The sequence below is a fragment of the Arthrobacter sp. MDT2-16 genome (assembly GCF_054510925.1).
The window spans coordinates 21,313-39,053 of the sequence record NZ_JBTNDP010000005.1; the positions used below are offsets into that span (position 1 = coordinate 21,313).

At 65.0% G+C, this 17,741-nt stretch carries 16 protein-coding genes; 7 read left to right on the forward strand and 9 right to left on the reverse strand.

Annotated elements, in window-relative coordinates:
* Positions 1-65: 65 nt before the first annotated feature.
* The 3 genes from ACX80N_RS10180 to ACX80N_RS10190 form a co-directional block, all read right to left on the reverse strand.
* Positions 66-1,502, reverse strand: a complete 1,437-nt coding sequence (locus ACX80N_RS10180) for an AI-2E family transporter (protein ID WP_459339303.1) — start codon at positions 1,500-1,502, stop codon at positions 66-68.
* Positions 1,503-1,910: 408 nt separating this feature from the next.
* On the reverse strand, positions 1,911-2,255 hold the full coding sequence (locus tag ACX80N_RS10185) for a DUF202 domain-containing protein (RefSeq protein WP_459339304.1): 345 nt from the start codon (positions 2,253-2,255) through the stop codon (positions 1,911-1,913).
* Positions 2,252-2,614 (reverse strand): YidH family protein, encoded by a 363-nt coding sequence (locus tag ACX80N_RS10190; protein ID WP_105030759.1) that lies wholly within the window; start codon positions 2,612-2,614, stop codon positions 2,252-2,254. The genes ACX80N_RS10185 and ACX80N_RS10190 overlap by 4 nt, the downstream gene beginning before the upstream one ends.
* A gap of 542 nt (positions 2,615-3,156) precedes the next feature.
* On the opposite strand from ACX80N_RS10190, the gene ACX80N_RS10195 reads away from it, so the two are divergent.
* Positions 3,157-4,107 carry an ATP-grasp domain-containing protein gene (locus tag ACX80N_RS10195; RefSeq protein ID WP_459339305.1) on the forward strand — a complete coding sequence of 317 codons (951 nt, stop codon included), beginning with the start codon at positions 3,157-3,159 and terminating at the stop codon, positions 4,105-4,107.
* A 123-nt stretch (positions 4,108-4,230) separates the two neighbouring features.
* On the opposite strand, the gene murJ is transcribed toward ACX80N_RS10195, so the two are convergent.
* Complete coding sequence (gene murJ / locus ACX80N_RS10200) at positions 4,231-5,754, reverse strand: murein biosynthesis integral membrane protein MurJ (protein WP_459339306.1); 1,524 nt, start codon at positions 5,752-5,754, stop codon at positions 4,231-4,233.
* Positions 5,755-5,917: 163 nt separating this feature from the next.
* Here murJ and ACX80N_RS10205 point away from each other — a divergent pair, with 163 nt between their 5' ends.
* The gene (locus ACX80N_RS10205; protein ID WP_459339307.1) at positions 5,918-6,475 is read left to right on the forward strand and encodes a GNAT family N-acetyltransferase; all 558 of its coding nucleotides are present in this window, start codon (positions 5,918-5,920) and stop codon (positions 6,473-6,475) included.
* Positions 6,476-6,879: 404 nt separating this feature from the next.
* Here the strand turns inward: ACX80N_RS10205 and ACX80N_RS10210 are convergent, their stop codons facing one another.
* From ACX80N_RS10210 to ACX80N_RS10220, 3 genes are all read right to left on the reverse strand, one after another.
* Entirely contained in the window at positions 6,880-7,425 is a 546-nt protein-coding gene (locus ACX80N_RS10210; protein WP_459339308.1) for a glycosyl-4,4'-diaponeurosporenoate acyltransferase CrtO family protein, read from the reverse strand.
* A gap of 6 nt (positions 7,426-7,431) precedes the next feature.
* Entirely contained in the window at positions 7,432-7,800 is a 369-nt protein-coding gene (locus ACX80N_RS10215; RefSeq protein WP_459339309.1) for an SdpI family protein, read from the reverse strand.
* A 329-nt stretch (positions 7,801-8,129) separates the two neighbouring features.
* Positions 8,130-10,373, reverse strand: coding sequence for a rhamnogalacturonan lyase (locus tag ACX80N_RS10220; RefSeq protein WP_459339310.1), 2,244 nt, complete (start codon positions 10,371-10,373; stop codon positions 8,130-8,132).
* A 372-nt stretch (positions 10,374-10,745) separates the two neighbouring features.
* On the opposite strand from ACX80N_RS10220, the gene ACX80N_RS10225 reads away from it, so the two are divergent.
* A complete protein-coding gene (locus ACX80N_RS10225; protein WP_459339311.1) occupies positions 10,746-11,978 on the forward strand; it encodes a saccharopine dehydrogenase family protein in 1,233 nt (410 codons plus the stop codon).
* Between the two features lie 460 nt (positions 11,979-12,438).
* Entirely contained in the window at positions 12,439-12,726 is a 288-nt protein-coding gene (locus ACX80N_RS10230; RefSeq protein WP_459339312.1) for a hypothetical protein, read from the forward strand.
* Positions 12,727-12,798: 72 nt separating this feature from the next.
* On the opposite strand, the gene ACX80N_RS10235 is transcribed toward ACX80N_RS10230, so the two are convergent.
* The gene (locus ACX80N_RS10235; RefSeq protein WP_459339313.1) at positions 12,799-13,632 is read right to left on the reverse strand and encodes a sigma-70 family RNA polymerase sigma factor; all 834 of its coding nucleotides are present in this window, start codon (positions 13,630-13,632) and stop codon (positions 12,799-12,801) included.
* Between the two features lie 167 nt (positions 13,633-13,799).
* Here ACX80N_RS10235 and ACX80N_RS10240 point away from each other — a divergent pair, with 167 nt between their 5' ends.
* The 3 genes from ACX80N_RS10240 to ACX80N_RS10250 all read left to right on the forward strand — a co-directional run bounded on the left by ACX80N_RS10240 (position 13,800) and on the right by ACX80N_RS10250 (position 16,835).
* Entirely contained in the window at positions 13,800-14,591 is a 792-nt protein-coding gene (locus tag ACX80N_RS10240; RefSeq protein WP_459339314.1) for a GAF domain-containing protein, read from the forward strand.
* A 546-nt stretch (positions 14,592-15,137) separates the two neighbouring features.
* Entirely contained in the window at positions 15,138-16,184 is a 1,047-nt protein-coding gene (locus ACX80N_RS10245; protein WP_459339315.1) for an excalibur calcium-binding domain-containing protein, read from the forward strand.
* 255 nt (positions 16,185-16,439) lie between these two features.
* Complete coding sequence (locus tag ACX80N_RS10250; protein ID WP_105030772.1) at positions 16,440-16,835, forward strand: VOC family protein; 396 nt, start codon at positions 16,440-16,442, stop codon at positions 16,833-16,835.
* Between the two features lie 75 nt (positions 16,836-16,910).
* Here the strand turns inward: ACX80N_RS10250 and ACX80N_RS10255 are convergent, their stop codons facing one another.
* Positions 16,911-17,609, reverse strand: coding sequence for a DNA alkylation repair protein (locus tag ACX80N_RS10255; protein ID WP_459339316.1), 699 nt, complete (start codon positions 17,607-17,609; stop codon positions 16,911-16,913).
* Positions 17,610-17,741: the final 132 nt, after the last annotated feature.

Sequence of the window (17,741 nt, forward strand, 5' to 3'; positions counted from 1 at the left end):
CAGGGCTGACTACTCCAGCCCGTGATGCTAGGCCTCCTTGAGGGCCGCCATAGGATCTGCCGATGTCACCATTCCTTGGTGCTGGTGGCTCCGAAGTCAGGGTCGTCGCCTGAATCGTTTGTCCAACCAGGAGTGGATCCGGTAGCGGGATGAGGGTCGGGTGGCGCGTCCTGTAGCGCGTCCTGCCGTGAGGCAACAGGGGTCCGTTCTTCCAGTAGGGAGGAGTGGGCGTGGGCCTCGTCGTACTCCTTCACGTGATCTCCCGCGGGGCGCTGAGCATCCGCGCCGTCCACGTTGTCCGGGCTATCCGCTGTATCGCGAGGATCGGGGGTGTTGCTGGGTCCGTGGCCTTGCTCGTCCATGAGGGTGTGGGCTTCGGCTCGAATGATTTGGTGATCGGTGATGTCCTCGTCTCGCTCAGCGTTCCACGCTTTGATGCCTGCCCAGGCGACGGCGGTGAGGGGGACGGAGAGAACGGCGCCGATGATGCCGGCGAGGACGGTACCTGCGGTGAGCGCGACCAGGATGACCAGAGGGTGGACGTTGAGGGTGTGGCCCATGACGACGGGCTGCAGGAAGTTCCCCTCGAGCTGATTGACGAGGACGACGACACCCAGGACGATCAGGGCGGTCACGGGTCCGTTGGTGACCAGGGCGACGACGGTGGCGAGGGCTCCGGCCAGTGTCGCGCCGACCAGCGGGATGAACGCTCCGATGAATACGATCGCAGCCAGCGGCAGGGCTAGCGGTACTCCGAGGATGACCAGGGCGAGGCCGATGAAGAATGCGTCGACAGCTGCGACGATCGCTGTTCCGCGGACGTACCCGCCGAGCACCGCTACGCTCTGGTCTCCGACTTTCCGCGCCTTGACCAGGCGGGTTCCCTTGAAGGCCCGAAGGACGAACGCCCAGATCTTCTCGCCGTCCTTGAGGAAGAAGAACAGGATGACCACCAGCAGCAGCAACCCGGTGATGAAATTCGTGGCCGCACTGAGCCCGGCCAGCGCGGTGGTGCCGGCGGTGCTGCTGGTGACGAAATCTGCGGCAGCTTCCCGGAGGGCGTTCAGTTGCCCGTCATTCACGGGGATGGGCCCGTCCTGCACGAAATCGATGAGCTGGTTCACGCCCTGTCCGGCGCTGCTGACGAGGGTGTCGGTCTGTCCGATGACGGCGAACACGACCCCTGTCAGGAAGCCACCGATGAGCGAGAGCAGAAGGGCGAAGGACACCCCTGTCGCCAGGGAACTCGACCAACCCTTACGCCGCAGCCAGGACACGAAGGGTCCTATCGCCGACGCCAGGATCAGCGCCAGCAGCAGCGGGATGACGACCAGGCGGACCTGGACCAGGGCGTAGACCACCACGGTGAACAGGGCCAGCAGGACGAGCACCTGGATCGCCTTGTGAGCTGCGCGTCCCAGCGGACCTCCCCAGGGGTCCGCCATGGTGGGTGGACGGACGATCGCTTGTCGTGGAGCTGGTTGCGAAGTGGTAGAGCTCATGAGCAGTGGCCTTTCGGTCCGGTCCGGGTCGGTGCTGAGCTGCGTGAATGACGCTGCTCATTCAAGGCCAAAACGATACTGTCGGGGGCGAGAGTCAGAAGTGGCAATCGTCGTCAAGATGTGTCGCCGGCAGGAGTGCGTGCACCAACGACTCGCCGTTTCCGACAGCTTTGGCTCGAGCTTGACGGAGACCTCTAGTAGGCAGGCGACAGGATGAAGGTAGTGTTCACGAATCCCGATACCCTGATCTGTCGGAAAGCTAGCCGCTGGGGTCGGAAAGATCGAGGAGAAAGTATCTCGAGGACATCGACGTCAGCGCTTCAGCCGCGTATGTGCAACAGGAAGGCTTGCGGGTCGCGGTCGCCGGGTGCTTCTGGTGCTGGTGACAGGACGCGGGTCTCCTGGTAGTCAGGGGAGAACGAGGGCGAGGGCGAGGACTGTGGCACCGAGGCCGAGCAGGAAGTTCCCTGCCGCGAGCAGCAGGAGTGGCCATGCACCGAACGGGGTGTGAGGCCGCGATACATGATGGTGGTAGAACGCGCGGTAGCGCCATTCGGAGACGGCCCAGATCAGTGCCGCACACAGGACGCCGACGAAACCTGTAACCGACCAGGAGGGGTTGCCGAGTAGTTCTGGCAGCAACCTGAAGGCGACAAGAGATCCTAGAGCAACGGACAGCGCAGTGCGCCTCCAGGCCAACGCTGTTCGTTCGGGCTGCAGGCCGACGTCGAACAGCTCCCGGTCACCGCTCACGCAAGCACGATGCCGAGGATGACACAGATACCGGCGGCGCAGACGAGGACGGCGATGACCAGCCCCGAGATCGAGCTCGGGAGGGAACGCTGATGCCGCAGCGACCGCTCCGTACTGAGCCAGCCGAACCACGCCTGAACGGGCGCCAGGACCCCTGCCCCGATGAGCAGGAAGGACGCCGTCAGGCGGAACCCGGGATGCAGGCTCAGTCCGAAGACTTCAAGAGCCACACCTCCGGCGATCAACGCCAACGCGGTACGGATCCAGGCGAGGAATGTGCGCTCGTTGGCCAATGTGAATCGCGGATCCGGATCCTCACCGGCGCGGAACAGGTTCTTCGGGAACCGCTGATCGGTCATGCGCGTACCTCCAGACAGGCGATCATGACGCCCTTACCCTCGCAGCCATGGCAAGCACAGAAGCCGCACATAGCCCTCGACCAACTCTCAGGTGGCCCTCACGCGGACTTCTTCAAGGAGGACCAGCGGTGACGTTATCAGTGACCGAGGTCACCGGCGTTGCAGCGACAGGATCGTCTTTCACGTCGTGTCGCTCATTCGCCTCTCGTGTTCGCTCGTTAGCGTAGTGGTACGAGGTGCTGATTGTGCCTGCGCCGTGGTGGCCGTCTGGGGAGGTCGCCAACCGAGTTCATTGCCGAGGTTTCACCATGCACAATCCACCGAGCCCCTTCTCCGGCCCGGCATCGTCGTCGCTTCCGGTACCGACCCCGCGAGTGCTGATCGTGTCCACGGGACGTGATCGAGGGGCCCTCGCCGCGGCCCGAGCTTTCAAGAGGTCTGGCTGGTACGTGGGCGTAGGAACTCCTGATGGCGGCGGTATCCTTGGTTCCTCGAGCTCGTGCGATGTGACCTACCGTGTTCCACGGCCTCGCAATGACGGAATGCCTTTTGTTGAGGGGGTCCGTCGCGCTGCGGGCTCGGGCGGCTTCGACCTTGTGTTCGGTGGTGGAGATGACTGGATGGCGGCCCTGGCCGCGTACCGCTCGCAGATCCCCGTTCCTGTAGCCCATCCAGACTATGACGTCGTCGAAACAGTGTTGGACAAGGTCAGGCTTGCACAGTTCGCCGAGAAGGCCGGACTGGCGTCTCCGCACACGGAGCTGGCGACCGATCAAGCGTTGGCTGCATGGTCGGGGCCGCTGGTCATCAAGTGCAAGGAGCACTGGGCGCCGAATCAGACCCATCCCTTGCGCATCGAAGCCAAGCTCTTCACCAACGCTGCTACCGCCCGACCGCAGGTCCTCCGAATCCGGGCAGCCGGAGCAGAGCCGATCCTGCAGCGACCCGTCAATGGCAGCCTCGGGGCACTGATCGGGGTCTTCCACGACGGTCGGTTGCATGGGCGGACACAGCAGGTTTCGACCCGCCTATGGCCGACCCCGAACGGGGCATCGGCCCGCGCCTACACGGTGCCCGTGAACGAGGACCTGGTCACGAAGGTCGAATCGATGCTCCTGGAACTGGGGTGGCACGGCCTGGTGGAACTGCAGTTCCTCACCGGCGATGACGGTGTCCCCCACCTGATCGATTTCAACGGGCGTTTCTTCGGGTCTCTCGCCCTCGCCGAATCGGCACGTCCCGGACTCGTTGCAGCCTGGGCCGAGTCCGTTCTGGGATCGAAGAGCCCCGATCTGGGAGACGCGCGTATCGGCGCCCGGTACTCCTGGGTCGCCGGGGATCTGCGACGCGCACGGATAGAACGACGCGGCGGTCTCCTCCGGGACCTCGTCGACACCCTGCAATGGTCTGCCCGCGCCCGCCACAGTATCTGGGACCCGCAGGACATCCGCCCCTCGGTGGTGCTGACGCTGGGGCGCTTCCGCCGGTCCTAGCTCCTGGCTTCTGTGGTCCGATCTCATCGGAACCTGACACAGTCAGCGTGCACCCTGTTGCGGGGCGATCGCCCTTCCCGATCTGGTTGTGCGGAGGTTCGGAGAAGCGCGGATGGGTCGCTCTCAGGCTCGACGTCGCCGGGCGGCCTTGAGCATGTCCAACGGTACGCGGCGTTCCGGGGCCCGCATCAGCACCAGACCAGCGACGTAGGCAGCGAGGACGACGAGTCCGGTCAGTCCGCCCTGCAGCAGTGCTGGTGTACCTTCGCTGAGACGCAGGGCGGTGAGGCCGGCGACGACGGCGACGATACTGATCGCCGTGCTTCGTCCTATCAGCCTCATCCCCTCCCCCACAGCCAGTGCCTGATGCCGGCGCGCCAACAGCCATCCGTTGGCGATCGCTGCGAAGCCCAATGAGGCGCTGGTCGCCAGCGCGATGCCGGCCACTCCCATCACGGGCGCGAGGGAGATATCGCCGGCGACGTTGATGACCATCGCGATCAGGGACACGACCACCGGCGCTTTGGAATCCCCCAGCGCATAGGAGGTGCTGACCATGACTTGCCTCACGCCCATCGCCACCAGGGCAGGCGCGTACCAGAGGACCGCTACGGCGGTCGCCCGGGCGTCCTCGACGGTGAACTCTCCACGACCGTACGCGACGAAGGAGAGTGGGAACGCCGCCACCATCAGGACAAGCGTCAACGGCACCAGGATCGTGACCGTGACCGACAGGCCCCGGTTCACCAGCCGCCTGATCTCCGGGAGGTTGCCGGCCGCTGCCCCGAGCGCCGGGTACAGCGGAACAAGGAGGGATGCGATCAGCAAGGTCTCCGGCAGGTTCACCAGGCGCCACCCGTAGGACAGGGCAGTGATCGCGCCGTCGCCCAGTGTGGAGCCGACAGCCCGGTCGACGAGCGAGTTCACATTGCTGATCGCACTGCCGACGAGCAGCGGTGGCATGAGCCGAGCGATCTCACCGAAGCCTCGATCCCGGACGTCCCAGCGCGGTCGCACCCGCAGACCCAGCGACCGGAGGGGGGGAAGCTGCAGGAGCAACCGCGCCGCGGATCCGATGACGAAACCGACAGCGAGGGCCTCGATGCCGAAGCGGGGGCCGAACAGGCCTGCAGCACCGATCATGATGATGTTGAACGGGACACCCTGCAGGGAGGACCAGACAACTTTTCCATGAGCCTGCGCGACGGCGGCAAGGAGATCCGTGCCCGCGATCAGGACGGTGGCGAGCAGCACGATACGGGTCAACAGGACGGCGAGATCGGCCTGCTCGCCCTCGAACCCGGGCGCGAGGAGGGCTGTCACCGGACCCGCGCACACCCCCACCACGATGGCACCCAGACCGAGAACCACCATGGTGACGGTGATGGCCGTGTCGAAACTTCGATGACTCGCGCAGGTTGATCCTTCAGCCGCGACTTCGCGCGCGATCACGGGAGTGACCGAGCGTGCCATCGCATACGCCACCAGACCCAGAACCACGTTCATCAGGCCCTGCGCCACCAGATAGGCATCCAGTGATGGGCCGGCTCCGTATACGGCTGCTATCACCACGTCCCGGACGAAACCGAAGATCGTGGAGACCGCCGTCAGCGCCGTCACGACGACGGCAGCACGGGAGACACTCACCTGTTTGCCTCCCGACCCGATGCCTTACCCAAACCTCCCCATTCAAGCACGAGCCCGAAAGGGCCGCTAATCAACTCGACAGCAAGGGCACCGTTAGGTGCATGCCCCCAAGCTGTCGCTCCGCCCATCAGTGCTGGTGGTGCCAAGCTGGCAGACTCGGAGGATGGATCTGCCCGAGCTCACCGATCTGTGGCCTGCCGTCGACCCGGCCTTCGGGAACGTCACGCTGCGGGCGTTCCGCCCGGAGGACGCCCCCATGGCCATGGAACTCTCCAGGGATCCCTACGTCCCCGCGATGGGGACTCTTCCCCTCAATGCGGCAGATGACCAGGCACAGCAATGGATCCATCGTCAGCAGACCCGGCACACAGCCGGCACGGGATTCTCCTTCGCAATCGTCGACCACACCGAAGGACGCTGCGCAGGATTCACCGGCCTGTGGGTGCGCGAACTGCCGGCCGGCCGCGCGACGATCGGCTACGGAATCGCCCCGTCCTGCCGGGGCCGACATCTTGCAGCCGATGCGTTGCGCGCTGTCACCTCTTTCGCCTGGACGATCCCCGGACTGCATCGGGCAGAGCTCTACATAGAGCCCTGGAACACTGCCTCCATCAGGACAGCGGAGCGGGCCGGGTACCTCCGCGAGGGACTGCTCCGCTCCTACCAGGAGATCGCCGGCCGGCGACGTGACATGCTGTTGTACTCCGCCGTACGCAATTGAAACCGCCAGGTCAGCAGGCGCAAACCGTAGTCTGGCCCGATGACTGACCGATACGGCGCCGGCATCACCATCGAGGCGCTGTAAGACAACACCTGGCTGATGATCCCGGCATGGGCATACACCGGTACATCGCCGGCAGGTCCGCTGTGCTGCAGGACATCCTTGCCGTCTCAGACCTCACCGCGGAGGAGAAGCAACAGATTCAAGACCTGAACAGCCGCCAGTAATCATCGACGCCCCTCGATCACGTTCTGAAGTGCCTGCTACGAGAGGCGGAACCCGCCGACATCCCTCGAAAAGCCCGCCTGACTCGAAATAGCTCACAGTGTCGCCGACCGCTGACGGATGATCGGCCGCCTATGCCCCCCATATCAAGAACTTCATCGTTGGTTCAGGGGTCCCTATCAATACGGCTTCGGCGACGTACGGGTTTGTCGGCTGACGATCTTGAGTCGCACCATCCGCTGGATCATGACCGGATAGCCGTGCAGCACGAGTCCAGTGAGCAGTATCTGAGCAGATCCTTGGGCATGTCCCGTGGCCGCTGCAAGAACCGCCAGTAGTGCTGTTGCAACAGCACCGAGGAGATGAGCGGTCTCTGACTGCTCGGTTCCCCTGAGAAACCGGGACACCATGGAGGATCCGCTCTCCGAATGTCGCATCCGGCTGATGATTCGGTTCCAGCCCACGGAGTCTAGGAGGCGACGGACCGCCTCAGCGCCGACCAGCGCGTAAACCCGTGGTTCAGTATCCCTGACCCGATAGCGGGACCGTCCGACGTCGACCAGCGCGGGTCCCACCAGCAGAGCCATGAGGAGGAAGCCGGCCTGTGCGACGACGGCGAAGACAGGATGATCCGGACCTATCGCTGACCAGCCCGCAACGGCCAGGCCGACGCCTGTCCCTAGACCTGCAACCACTGAGCCGAAAGGCTTCCCGCGTTCGGCCATCGCCGGCTATCCGGTCGTCGTGCGCGCGACCCGATTGGCAGCTGCAGCAGACCGGGAAAGGATCACGGTTTGTATGACAAGCGCCACGAAGGCGGTAACGGGTCCGGCCGGGCCGCCGGCCAGGAAGTGAGCACTCACTGCTATCAGGATCCCGGCGACACCGGCCACCCACATCCTCCTCACGACAGGAAGAGCTGCGGTGTGCCCTGCGATCCATGCTTCATCGGAGGCTTGGGTGTACCTGGTCCTGATCCCGGCACTGGCGTTCCGGCTGATGAGGCCTTCGGCTGCTTGACGGGTCACGAAGACGCACACAGCAGGCAGAAGGATGAGGGTGAGAAGTAGGACGGCCAGGCCGATAGTCTCTTCAGACACGGTGCGCTACCAGCAGGACGCCCAGGGTCAGTGGCCGCTGGCAATCCGCATGGCCCGATCGTGATCGTGGTTGTCCGTTCCTTCCCAGGGTCATGCTTGTGAGTCTAGACCGAGGTGCTCGACGTATACCGCGGTCGCGCCCGAGCGGGCCGGGACTGTGCAGCGACGCAGGCCGAGGAGTGTGGTGCAGGTCAGGTCTTGTGGTCGAATGACGGGAAGGCCCCTGTCTCTGAAGCGTGTCTCGCCACTGGGAAGAGCAGATGCGGGCGGCGGGGCATCGGCCCCGCCGCCCGCACCTGCGATATTTCCGTTCAGTTCTCCTGATCGCGCTACTGAGGTTTGCCGTTGCCCGGTCGCACGGTGATCTCGGCCGTGGTGGTGGTTTCGATACCGGCGTGGTTGACCGCGGTGGCAGTCAGTTCGAAGCTGCCTTTGAGGCCTTCGATGGGCAGCTCGTAGCGGCCATCGATCCCGGCGAGCTCTTGTCCGTTGAAGGTGACGGTGAGTGAGCGGATACCCGACTCAGCATCTTCTCCTCTCACGTCGACCGTGAGGCCACGCTTGGCACCTACTTTGGTGTCCTTGAGCCCGGTGACCAGCGGTGCTGTCTTGTCGGGCGCCGGGGCGTTCACGTAGGCGATGCTCGGCGCGGGCGGCGTCGTCATTCCCTCGCCGAGGAAGAAGCTCGTGTGAGGGGGCTGGTTGTAGGCGGTGTTCTGCCACGCAACGCCCAGCCGGTACACCGGGTCGTGCATCAGGGTGCGGATCCGGTGCTCGGTGAGATCGGTGGTGGTGAAGATCTTCAAGGACGAATGGTCCGCGCTGCGATAGACGAGCTCCTCGCGCCAGTCACCGAACAGGTCGGCCTGAAGAGCCGGGTTGCCCTTGGTGCCGTTGCCGGTGAGGGTGCCGTCAAGTGTGAGCAGGCGGTCCTCGGTGCTCGACTCCCAGTTCCACTTCGAGATGGTGGGCGTCGCGCCGGTGGCAAGCTCAGCCGGGTCGGTGTAGTCGTGGTCGGTTATCTCGCGCAGCAGGTCCCCGTCCCACCAGGTGAGGAAGTTGGCTGCGGGGATGCTCGTGCCGAGGTCAGTGCCGTCTGCCGCGCGGAGCGATCCGACCTTCGAGTAGAACTTGTAGGTGCCTCCGATTGCCCACGCCTCATTGCCTTCATGGGTCGGGTCGATATCGCCCGCGGCGCCACGGCCGGTGTCACGGGTACCGGGTATCGACCAGAGGATCTCACCGGTCGCCGCGTCGCGCATCGTCGCTGCACGCTGTCCGCTGCTCGGCATGCTCTCGTGCACCGAGTAGACCTCGAGCCCTTCACGGGAGGGGATGTGGTCGGTGACGTGCATCGCGTCGCCGTGACCGAGGCCGGTGGTGTATAGCGGGGTGCCGTCACTGTCGATGGTCATCGATCCGAAGACGATCTCGTCAGCGCCGTCGGCGTCGACGTCCGCGATCGAGAGATTGTGGTTGCCCTGCCCGGCGAACTGGTTGCCAGACGTGGTGGAGTCGAATAGCCAGCGCTCTTCGATCTCACCATCGACGAAGTCGAATGCGGCGATAGTGGTCTTTGCGTAGTACCCGCGGCTGAAGATCATGCTGGGCTTCTCGCCGTCGAGATAGGCGGTGCCGGCGAGGAAGCGGTCCATCCGGTTGCCGCTGGTGTCACCCCATGATGCAAGCTCTCCGCGCCCCGGTACATAGTCGATAGTGTCCAGTGCCGCACCTGTCATGCCTTCGAAGACGGTCAGGTACTCGGGTCCGGTCAGGATACGGCCGCTCGTATTGCGGTAGTCCGCCGCCGCGTCGCCGATGACCGTGCCGGCACCATCGACCGTGGCATCCGCGGTCTTCATGGCGACTTCTGCTCGGCCGTCACTGTCGTAATCGAACACCTGGAACTGTGTGTAGTGCGCTCCAGCGCGGATGTTCCGGCCGAGGTCGATCTGCCACAGCCGGGTGCCGTCGAGCTTGTAGGCGTCGAGGTACACGTTGCCGGTATAGCCGGTACGTGAGTTGTCCTTCGCGTTCGTCGGGTTCCACTTGAGGACGACCTCGTACTCCCCGTCGCCATCGAGGTCACCTACGGATGCATCGTTGGCTTCGTATTCATAGGCCTCACCCGTGGGAGTCGTGCCGCCTGCTGGTCGCTGGAGCGGGATGTCCAGGGACTGATCACCCCACGGCGTGAACTCGTCACTTACAGTCACCTCATGCTGATCGATCAGCGCCGTCACGCGATAGACCGAATCACCGGTTCCTTCCGCGTCGAGCATGTTGGTACTGCCCGTAATCGGGGTCTCAGTGATACGGACGCCGTCGCGGTAGACATGGAAACCGATCGACTCCGCGTCGAGGCCGAGCATGCGCCAGCCCACGTAGACTCCGCCCTCGGTCGTGACGGCGACCGGGGCGCGGTCGAGGTATTCCACCTGGCGGCTCGGTGTGTTGTCCGGCGCCCCCGCGGCCGGCGTCACCACGAGCGTCGCGGCAGCGACGGCGGCAACTGCCGCGGCTCCCAGTGCCCGCCGTGGCATTCGTGGATGGATGAACGAAACCATACTCATCTCCCTTGATGTGTGCTGGTGGAGAAATCTTTGATCCCCCCACCATGGAAAGCGCTTTCCTTAACGGCTCCATGGTGCTTCCGCCTCCGATCTGTTGTCAAGAGCAACAGACGCATCGGCGGCATACCGACTTGGCCCGTCCGTGTGGCGGAAGCCCCAGAAGGACCGCGACACCGCGCAGATCGGGGGCTGGGTGCTGTTGCGGGGGGCGTACCCGTCCGTGCACCAACGGATAGATGACCGCTGGAAGCATCGGCCCTCGCGAGCAGGCAGTGATCCGAGATCTCGGCTCGGTTCCAGGAGGAACCCCAACTGCACGAGAGGCAGCGCCTCACTGCGTCGGTCCGATCGCTGCTATGGAAGACTGCTGGCGTGAAGACCTCATCGCGCGATCACGACCTCGTCCTCTTCGGCGCCACCGGCTTCGTGGGTGAACTGATAGCCGACTACCTCGCGGATCATGCTCCGGCGGACCTGCGTGTGGGACTCGCGGGCAGGTCGAGGGAGAAGCTCGAGGCGGTGCGGTCGAGACTGCCCGTCGCGGCACGTCACTGGTCCATCATCGAGGCCGACACGGAGCACCCCGATTCCCTCGCCGCGCTGGCCGCGGGCACGAAGGTGCTCTTCACAACGGTTGGTCCCTACGCACGGTTCGGACTGCCGGTCGTCGAGGCGTGCGCCCGGGCCGGTACGCATTATGGCGATCTCACAGGCGAGGTGTCCTTCGTCCGCGACGCCATCGACCGCTTCGACGCCTTGGCGAAGACCACCGGTGCGCGGATCGTCCACGCGTGCGGCTACGACTCCGTCCCCTCGGATCTGGCGGTGCTGCTCCTGCACAGGGCCGCGCAGGCCGATGGTGCCGGCGGGCTGACCGAGGTCCAGCTCGTGGCGACGGCCAAGGGCGGCATCAGCGGAGGCACGATCGAGTCGATGCGCGGACAGCTCGACGGCGTGCGATCGGACCCGGTGTTGCGATCGCTCGCAGCGGATCCCTACTCTCTCAGCCCGGACCGAGCGGCGGAGCCCTCGACACGGCAGCCGACCGACCTGGGCTGGATCGGCCGTTCGGAGGACGGCCTGTACACCGCGCCCTTCATCATGGCGTCGTCGAACACCCGAATCGTCCGTCGCAGCAACGCCCTGCAGGGCTGGGCCTACGGCAGGTCCCTGCGGTACGGCGAGGTGATGGGCCTGGGGCGCGGACCTGCGGGCGCCGTCGGCGCCGGGGCGACAGCCGCCGGCCTGCGTGCCTTCGGAGCCGTGATGGCCTTCCCTCCGACACGGCAGGTGCTGAACCGGGTGCTGCCTGCGCCGGGTACGGGCCCGAGCGAGGCCGCGCGGCGTGCGGGCTGGTTCCGCTCCCAGGTGGACGCATCGACGGGGACCGGCCGGCGGTACCGGGCCGTCGCAGCCGGACCGGGCGACCCCGGGTACGCCGCCACCGCCGTCATGGCCGGGGAGACAGCGCTCTCGCTGGCCCTCGACGGCGACAGCCTGCCGGCTGCCGCCGGATCACTCACCCCCGCGACCGCACTCGGCGACGTCCTGGTGGAGCGACTACGCGCCGCCGGCCACACCTACGAGGTCACTTCCCTCACCTGACGCAGGACCGGCGTGTCTACACCGACACTCTCGGTGCCGACACACCGGTCCGGGCCGACCACTCCTCGTGAAATCTCCGGCTCGGTCCCCGACCCGATCCAGGCCCACGACCTGTTGTGGGTGCTCGTGATGGGCGAGGCCGTGGTCCTCCGCGATGGGGTCGAGGAAAGGCGGTGAGCTCGATCGTCCGATGAGCGCGTGTGTCATCAGTCCAGTGGCAACGGCCATCGAGGAAGGTCCGACCTCCCTGTGATTCCGCAGTGTGACAGTAGGATGAAACGCTCGTGATGCGTTGACCGCGTTACCCGACCCGAACAGGAAAGTCGTCGTGCCGACACTGCGTGCTCCCCGATCCAGCATGGCCCGTGCCCTGTCCACCACTGCACTGCTGCTGGTCCTCACCGGTTGCTCCTTCGCCGGTCCACAACCGGATGCCGGGCAGCCTGCTGCAGAATCACCGATGAGTTCGGCACCCTCCGGTGAGTCGGCCACCGATGGGACCGTGACCACGGTCGACGACGCCTGCGCTCGCATCCTCAAGATGGTGCGCACAGCACCCGAACAGCTAGGCACAGACCCGCTGGGACTGCTGATCGAGATCGACGAGATTGCCCGAACAGCCCCGCCGGAGCTGGCCGGCCAACTCACCGAGCTCCGTGACGCCGTCGAGAGCTTCAGGCAGGGCGACGAGTCACTGATCAGTGTGGTGCGCAAGGCCCGACAGCTGCAGGAGCGCTGCTCGGCCTGACGGCAAGCAGTCTGTCCCGAGGCGGTGACCGCTGGCCCGACGTGGCTCGAACACCTCTGGAGCATCGGGGTCCTAGCGCGCGTCGGCTCCGTGCTGTGCCTCGATTGCCGCCCTGAGTTTCTTCATCCCGTCCCGTATCCGCGTCTTCACGGTAGGAGCGGGTATCCCGAGATGCTCGGCCACCTCGTTGTAGGTCAGGTGGGAGAAGTAGGCCAGGGAGATGGCCTGATGCTGCAGCGGTGACAGCACAGCCATGGCTGCCCGCACATCCGCGGCATCCTGACGTCCCAGGACTGCTTCCGTGACGTCGTCGACCCCGGCACACCAGTGCCGCCGTCCCCATCTGTCATCCCGTTCCCTTCGGGAAGTCTCCGCCCGTAGCCGGTCCACTGCACGCCGATGCGCAAGGGTCATCAGCCATGACACCGGGTGGCCCAGCTCCGGCCGGTACCGATCGCCCTGTTCCCACACCATGAGGAACACTTCCTGCGTCACCTCCGCGCAGCTCTCCGGGTTCTGAAGGGTCTTCCGCACCACGCCATAGACCCGGCGGGCGCACTGCTCGTACAGGAGTTGGAAAGCCTCCGGATTCTTCGACCCCACAGCAACAAGGACAGCGACAAGATCCGGCGGGACCCTGCCGGCATCGAAAGGGACACCCGGAGCAGCGCTTACGGGCAGGTTCGCATCAGGCGGCTCGACGGTCAGACCGCTGTCGGGAGAAGACACGGTGGAAGAGATTGTGGGGCTTCCTGAGAGAGACCGGAACCCAGGGCACTCCTCAGCCGTACCAGAACATGACGTACGCGTTCCAGCGACACGGCCATGTCGCAACCTGAGAACAAGAGGATTGAACCCCTTCGCCCTGAATGTAATCCGTCTCGCTGTTCCCCGTCCACTAGCCACACCGACCGCGGGGCAGGGCTTGCGCCGCTGGAAACAGCTGAATCAATCGGGCGACAACAGAGGTGCTGCTGTGTGCACGTGGTGGATTGAGGTGCTGGTTTAATGAGGAGGTTCGGTGTCACCGGCAGCGAATGCGGGTAACAGAAGGAAAGGCACAAGGAAGCAAGGTGGAGGCAGCGGCCATGCGCGGACGCCCTCAGTGGGCCCTGATGATCCAGGTCATGGCCACTGCAGCACTGGAGATGGACGACATCGCCGCCTCCTACCGCGCCCGCGGCGGGACTGCATCACTCGAAACCATTGATGGCTACCTGACGGGGCTGGTTGATCTGCCGTCTCGCGAAAGCGACCTCCTCGCCGACACCGTGAACGATCTGAGCCGCGATACATCATCGACCCCGCCGGTCCCCCACGCAGCGCACGACGCCGCCGACGGGTCTTCCGAAACATCACGACGCGCTCTCGGAGCTGCAGGGGCCTTCCTCCTGTCCGATGCCGAGAAGGAACAAGCACGCCTCGAGGCTGTCGACCGTACGAATCTTCTCGACACAGCGTCCGAAGAACGTTTCGACCGCATCACCCATAATGCCCAGCGGCGCTTTCACGTCAGCACGGCGATCATCACTCTCATCGACGACAAGCGACAATTCCTGAAGTCGGTCATCGGTCCGGTGGAGCAGAACATGCCCCGGACCCGTTCCTTCTGCAACACCACCATCAAGAACTCAAGCCCACTCATCGTTCGTGACACGTTCCGAGATGACCAGTTCAAGTGGAGTCCACTGGTCCTGGGCGAACCCTTCATCCGTTTCTACGCCGGATACCCGCTCCGAGGCCCCGATGGATGGATCGTCGGCACCCTCTGCATCATCGACCAGCACACACGGGCCTTCGCCCAATCCGACGAACGCTCCCTCCGCCGTCTCGCAACGCTCACCGAACTCGAACTCACCGCCTGACGGCCCGCGTAGGAGTATGAGCAGAAGCGCTCACCCACGACTCGTCAGCAGATCCGCATCGCGTCAGCACTTCGACCGCGGACGCGCCACCCCAGCCCGGCGCACTCATGATCGCGGGTACTCCCTCTCCGGCCGGACCAACCCGGCGGCCCTGACCAACCGGCTCGTACTCACTCTGTGCGCTACCCCGCTGGGTACGTACGTGGGTTCATCATCGAGCGGGTCATTGCTGGCACCCGTCGAGGAACAGCCGGTTCTCGTCAGCGGTCATCACCCACGGAGGGAGGACGTCGAGCAGGTAGCTTCTGGCCGTTCGCTGAGTAGTAGGTAGCTGTACAGCGAGTAGAAGAAGGCAGTCGTTGTGTAGTCGCCCAAGCAACCAACGCGTGGTTGCTGCTCGTGTTTCCTCCTGCCCGGCTTCATAGATTGAGTGGTGTACGACTGGATATCCCGCGCGAGGGGACCGCGCCTTCTGCATTCCTTCACGAAGTGTTCGCAGCATTCGCAGCTGCGCCAGAACTCAACCAACAGAAACAACAGGTAAAAATGAACAAGCGCACAGGGCTACTCGCCCTCGCCGTCACTGCCGGTCTCAGCACGTTCTCCGTCGCCCCGGCGTTCGCCACAGCCCACGGGGCCGAACCTGTCGAGCAGGTGTGCGGCGAAGGCACGAGCGGCAAGCAGGACCTCAACGAGCCAGGACTCTCGGAAGTCACTCTCATCGCGCCGCAGGGCCAGCTCATTGCGAGCTACTGCGTCAAAGCCGGTTCCTCCAAGCAGGGCAATGGTCCCGAGACCGTCGTCCTGCCTGTGCCTCAGTCACAGGTGACAATCAGCCACTCAAGCGGCAAGGACATCTCCCACTACTCCTACACGTCGGTTCCCACGCCTGTCGTCGGCACTCCCGTCCCGGAGGGCCCTGAGCTACCTGAGGTCCCCACCCCGGGAACCCCTGAGGTACCCGAGACGCCGGAAACTCCTGAGGTACCTTCCCCGGAGGCTCCCGCGACCCCCGCTGTGCCGGCTCCGGGGCTTCCCGAGACCCCCACGGTGCCGGCTCCCGAGCCTCCCCAAGACGAGACTCCTGTCGAACAGGAGACCCCGGCCGGGGAGCTCCCTGTCGACGGGACTCCTGTCGTCGTCGCTCCTGTCGAGGTGGAAGTCCCCGTGACAGTGGACATGCCCATCACACCCGTCATCGTGGACACCCCCGATAACGTCCTCCCGGTGCTCGACCATCAAGCGGTCGGTGTCTACTACGAGAACTGTGCGGAGGTTCGGGACGTGCTGGGCCGCGCCATCCTCCTGGGTGAGGAGGGCTTCCGTGCGGGGCTGGACCGGGACAGCGACGGTGTCGGCTGCGAGCTCGACACGGACGGCGACCGGACCGACGAGGGCGCCGACAACACCGTCGGCAACAGTGGACCTCTCATGACCGACGAGGACGAGGCCACCGTCGGCACACAGCAGCTGGCCTCCACGGGCACCGGCGAGAGCACGAGAATCGCCGGCGGTATCGGTGCCGGCCTCCTGGCCCTCGGTGCCGGTACGGTCCTCGCAGGTCGTGGCCGTCACCGTGCCATCAAGGCATAGCACGAGTCAGTAGCACGGGAAGGGGCCGGCTCCAACGAGCCGGCTCCTCCCCCGCCGACGTCGACAGAACGTCATCCTTCGCCGATAGCCCCAGTACCAGGCGCTCGTCGTCCCCGTGACGCGCCAACGGCCCCCGGAGTGCTCGCGCGACAATCCCAGCGGCCGGCGCCAGGGCCCGAGCCATGACCCGCTTCGACCGGTAGCATCCCCCTACGGTAGGCATCCACCAGTGCCCGATACGTAAGGGAGAAACAGATGGACATGAAGCTCGAGCTGGTACCGATCGCCGTCACCGACGTCGACCGTGCGAAGGCGTTCTACACGACTCAACTCGGATTCACTGAGGACGTGGATGTGCGACCGACCGACGGCCTGCGGGTGGTGCAGGTCACCCCGCCCGGGTCGGCGTGCTCGATAGGCTTCGGTTTCGGCGCGTCGATGTACGACGACATCGAACCTGGCGCGGTCAGGAACCTGCACCTGGTGGTCGACGACATCGACCGGGCATGTGCGGAACTGGCTGCCCGTGGGGTCGAGGTCTCCCCGGTGGTCGATGTCGGAGGAGGAGTCAAATACGCGTGGATCAGCGATCCGGACGGCAACACCCTGGCGCTCCAGGAGATGCCATGGCGGACGGGAGACCGCTTCTGACGGCCCCCGAATCACAGGGCAGGTGTCAGCGCGGGCTTCCACGGGATGCCGGCGAACGTCACGGGACCCCACTGTTCACGGTCGCTCGAGGTACCGCTCGCGGGTGGGCCGGTCCAGCTTCTCGATCGCGGCACGCACGGCCGTCCGCGACATCTTCTCCGCATATTCGTCGAGATGCACGAGCAGCCGGGCTCGATCGACGTCGCCGACATAGCGCAGCATCCAGCCGACTCCCTTCTGGACGAACTCCTCGCCATCATCGGCGAGGAGCGCGGCAATCCTCAGAGTGTCGTCGGTCTCGTCGCGCCTGAGATAGGCGGCGGTGGCGACTATCGCGCTGCGTCGCTCGGGCCAGAAGTCGGATCGCGCCAGGTCGTAGAGCGGTGTCCGCGGCTTGTCCAGAAGCCAGTGCCCGAGTACCTGATGAGCACCAAGATCGACCAGATCCCAGGTGTTGATCCGGTCGTGCCGCCGGAGATACAGCTCGTACAGTTCCTGGCGCCGATCAGAGGTGACCTTCTTCGCCGTTGCCGATTTACCCATGATGGAGCAGGCGCCTACCCGCACTTCGTGCGTCGGACTCTCGAGCAGCGCTTCGAGCTCCGCCACGGGCATGGACAGGGCAGTCCTGGCCAAGTTGAACACATCACCCATCCGAACGCCGATGAGCGAGTCGTCGCCGGGGAAGAACCGCTCGTACTTGATCCGCTGTTCCTCGGTGGCCATCGAACGCAGCGAGGCCTCGAAGTCAGTGGCAGTTCTCTCCGAAGTCATCGTTGCTCCCTACTGCCTTCAGCCGTTCCGTGCGTGTGCGGGACTGCTCATCATCGTTGATGGCGCGTCAGCCACCGCGGATGCCATGCAGAAACGTTCGCAGCAGACGATGACGGGACCGACCGACACAGT

What these genes read in the sequence shown, in the direction of transcription:
- ACX80N_RS10190 (WP_105030759.1), bottom strand. Translation starts at nt 2,614, where the DNA reads ATGACCGATCAGCGGTTCCCGAAGAACCTGTTCCGCGCCGGTGAGGAT.
- ACX80N_RS10195 (WP_459339305.1), top strand. Translation starts at nt 3,157, where the DNA reads ATGCCTTTTGTTGAGGGGGTCCGTCGCGCTGCGGGCTCGGGCGGCTTC.
- ACX80N_RS10205 (WP_459339307.1), top strand. Translation starts at nt 5,918, where the DNA reads ATGGATCTGCCCGAGCTCACCGATCTGTGGCCTGCCGTCGACCCGGCC.
- ACX80N_RS10230 (WP_459339312.1), top strand. Translation starts at nt 12,439, where the DNA reads ATGAGTTCGGCACCCTCCGGTGAGTCGGCCACCGATGGGACCGTGACC.
- ACX80N_RS10180 (WP_459339303.1), bottom strand. Translation starts at nt 1,502, where the DNA reads ATGAGCTCTACCACTTCGCAACCAGCTCCACGACAAGCGATCGTCCGT.
- ACX80N_RS10220 (WP_459339310.1), bottom strand. Translation starts at nt 10,373, where the DNA reads ATGAGTATGGTTTCGTTCATCCATCCACGAATGCCACGGCGGGCACTG.
- ACX80N_RS10250 (WP_105030772.1), top strand. Translation starts at nt 16,440, where the DNA reads ATGGACATGAAGCTCGAGCTGGTACCGATCGCCGTCACCGACGTCGAC.
- ACX80N_RS10255 (WP_459339316.1), bottom strand. Translation starts at nt 17,609, where the DNA reads ATGACTTCGGAGAGAACTGCCACTGACTTCGAGGCCTCGCTGCGTTCG.
- ACX80N_RS10245 (WP_459339315.1), top strand. Translation starts at nt 15,138, where the DNA reads ATGAACAAGCGCACAGGGCTACTCGCCCTCGCCGTCACTGCCGGTCTC.
- ACX80N_RS10210 (WP_459339308.1), bottom strand. Translation starts at nt 7,425, where the DNA reads ATGGCCGAACGCGGGAAGCCTTTCGGCTCAGTGGTTGCAGGTCTAGGG.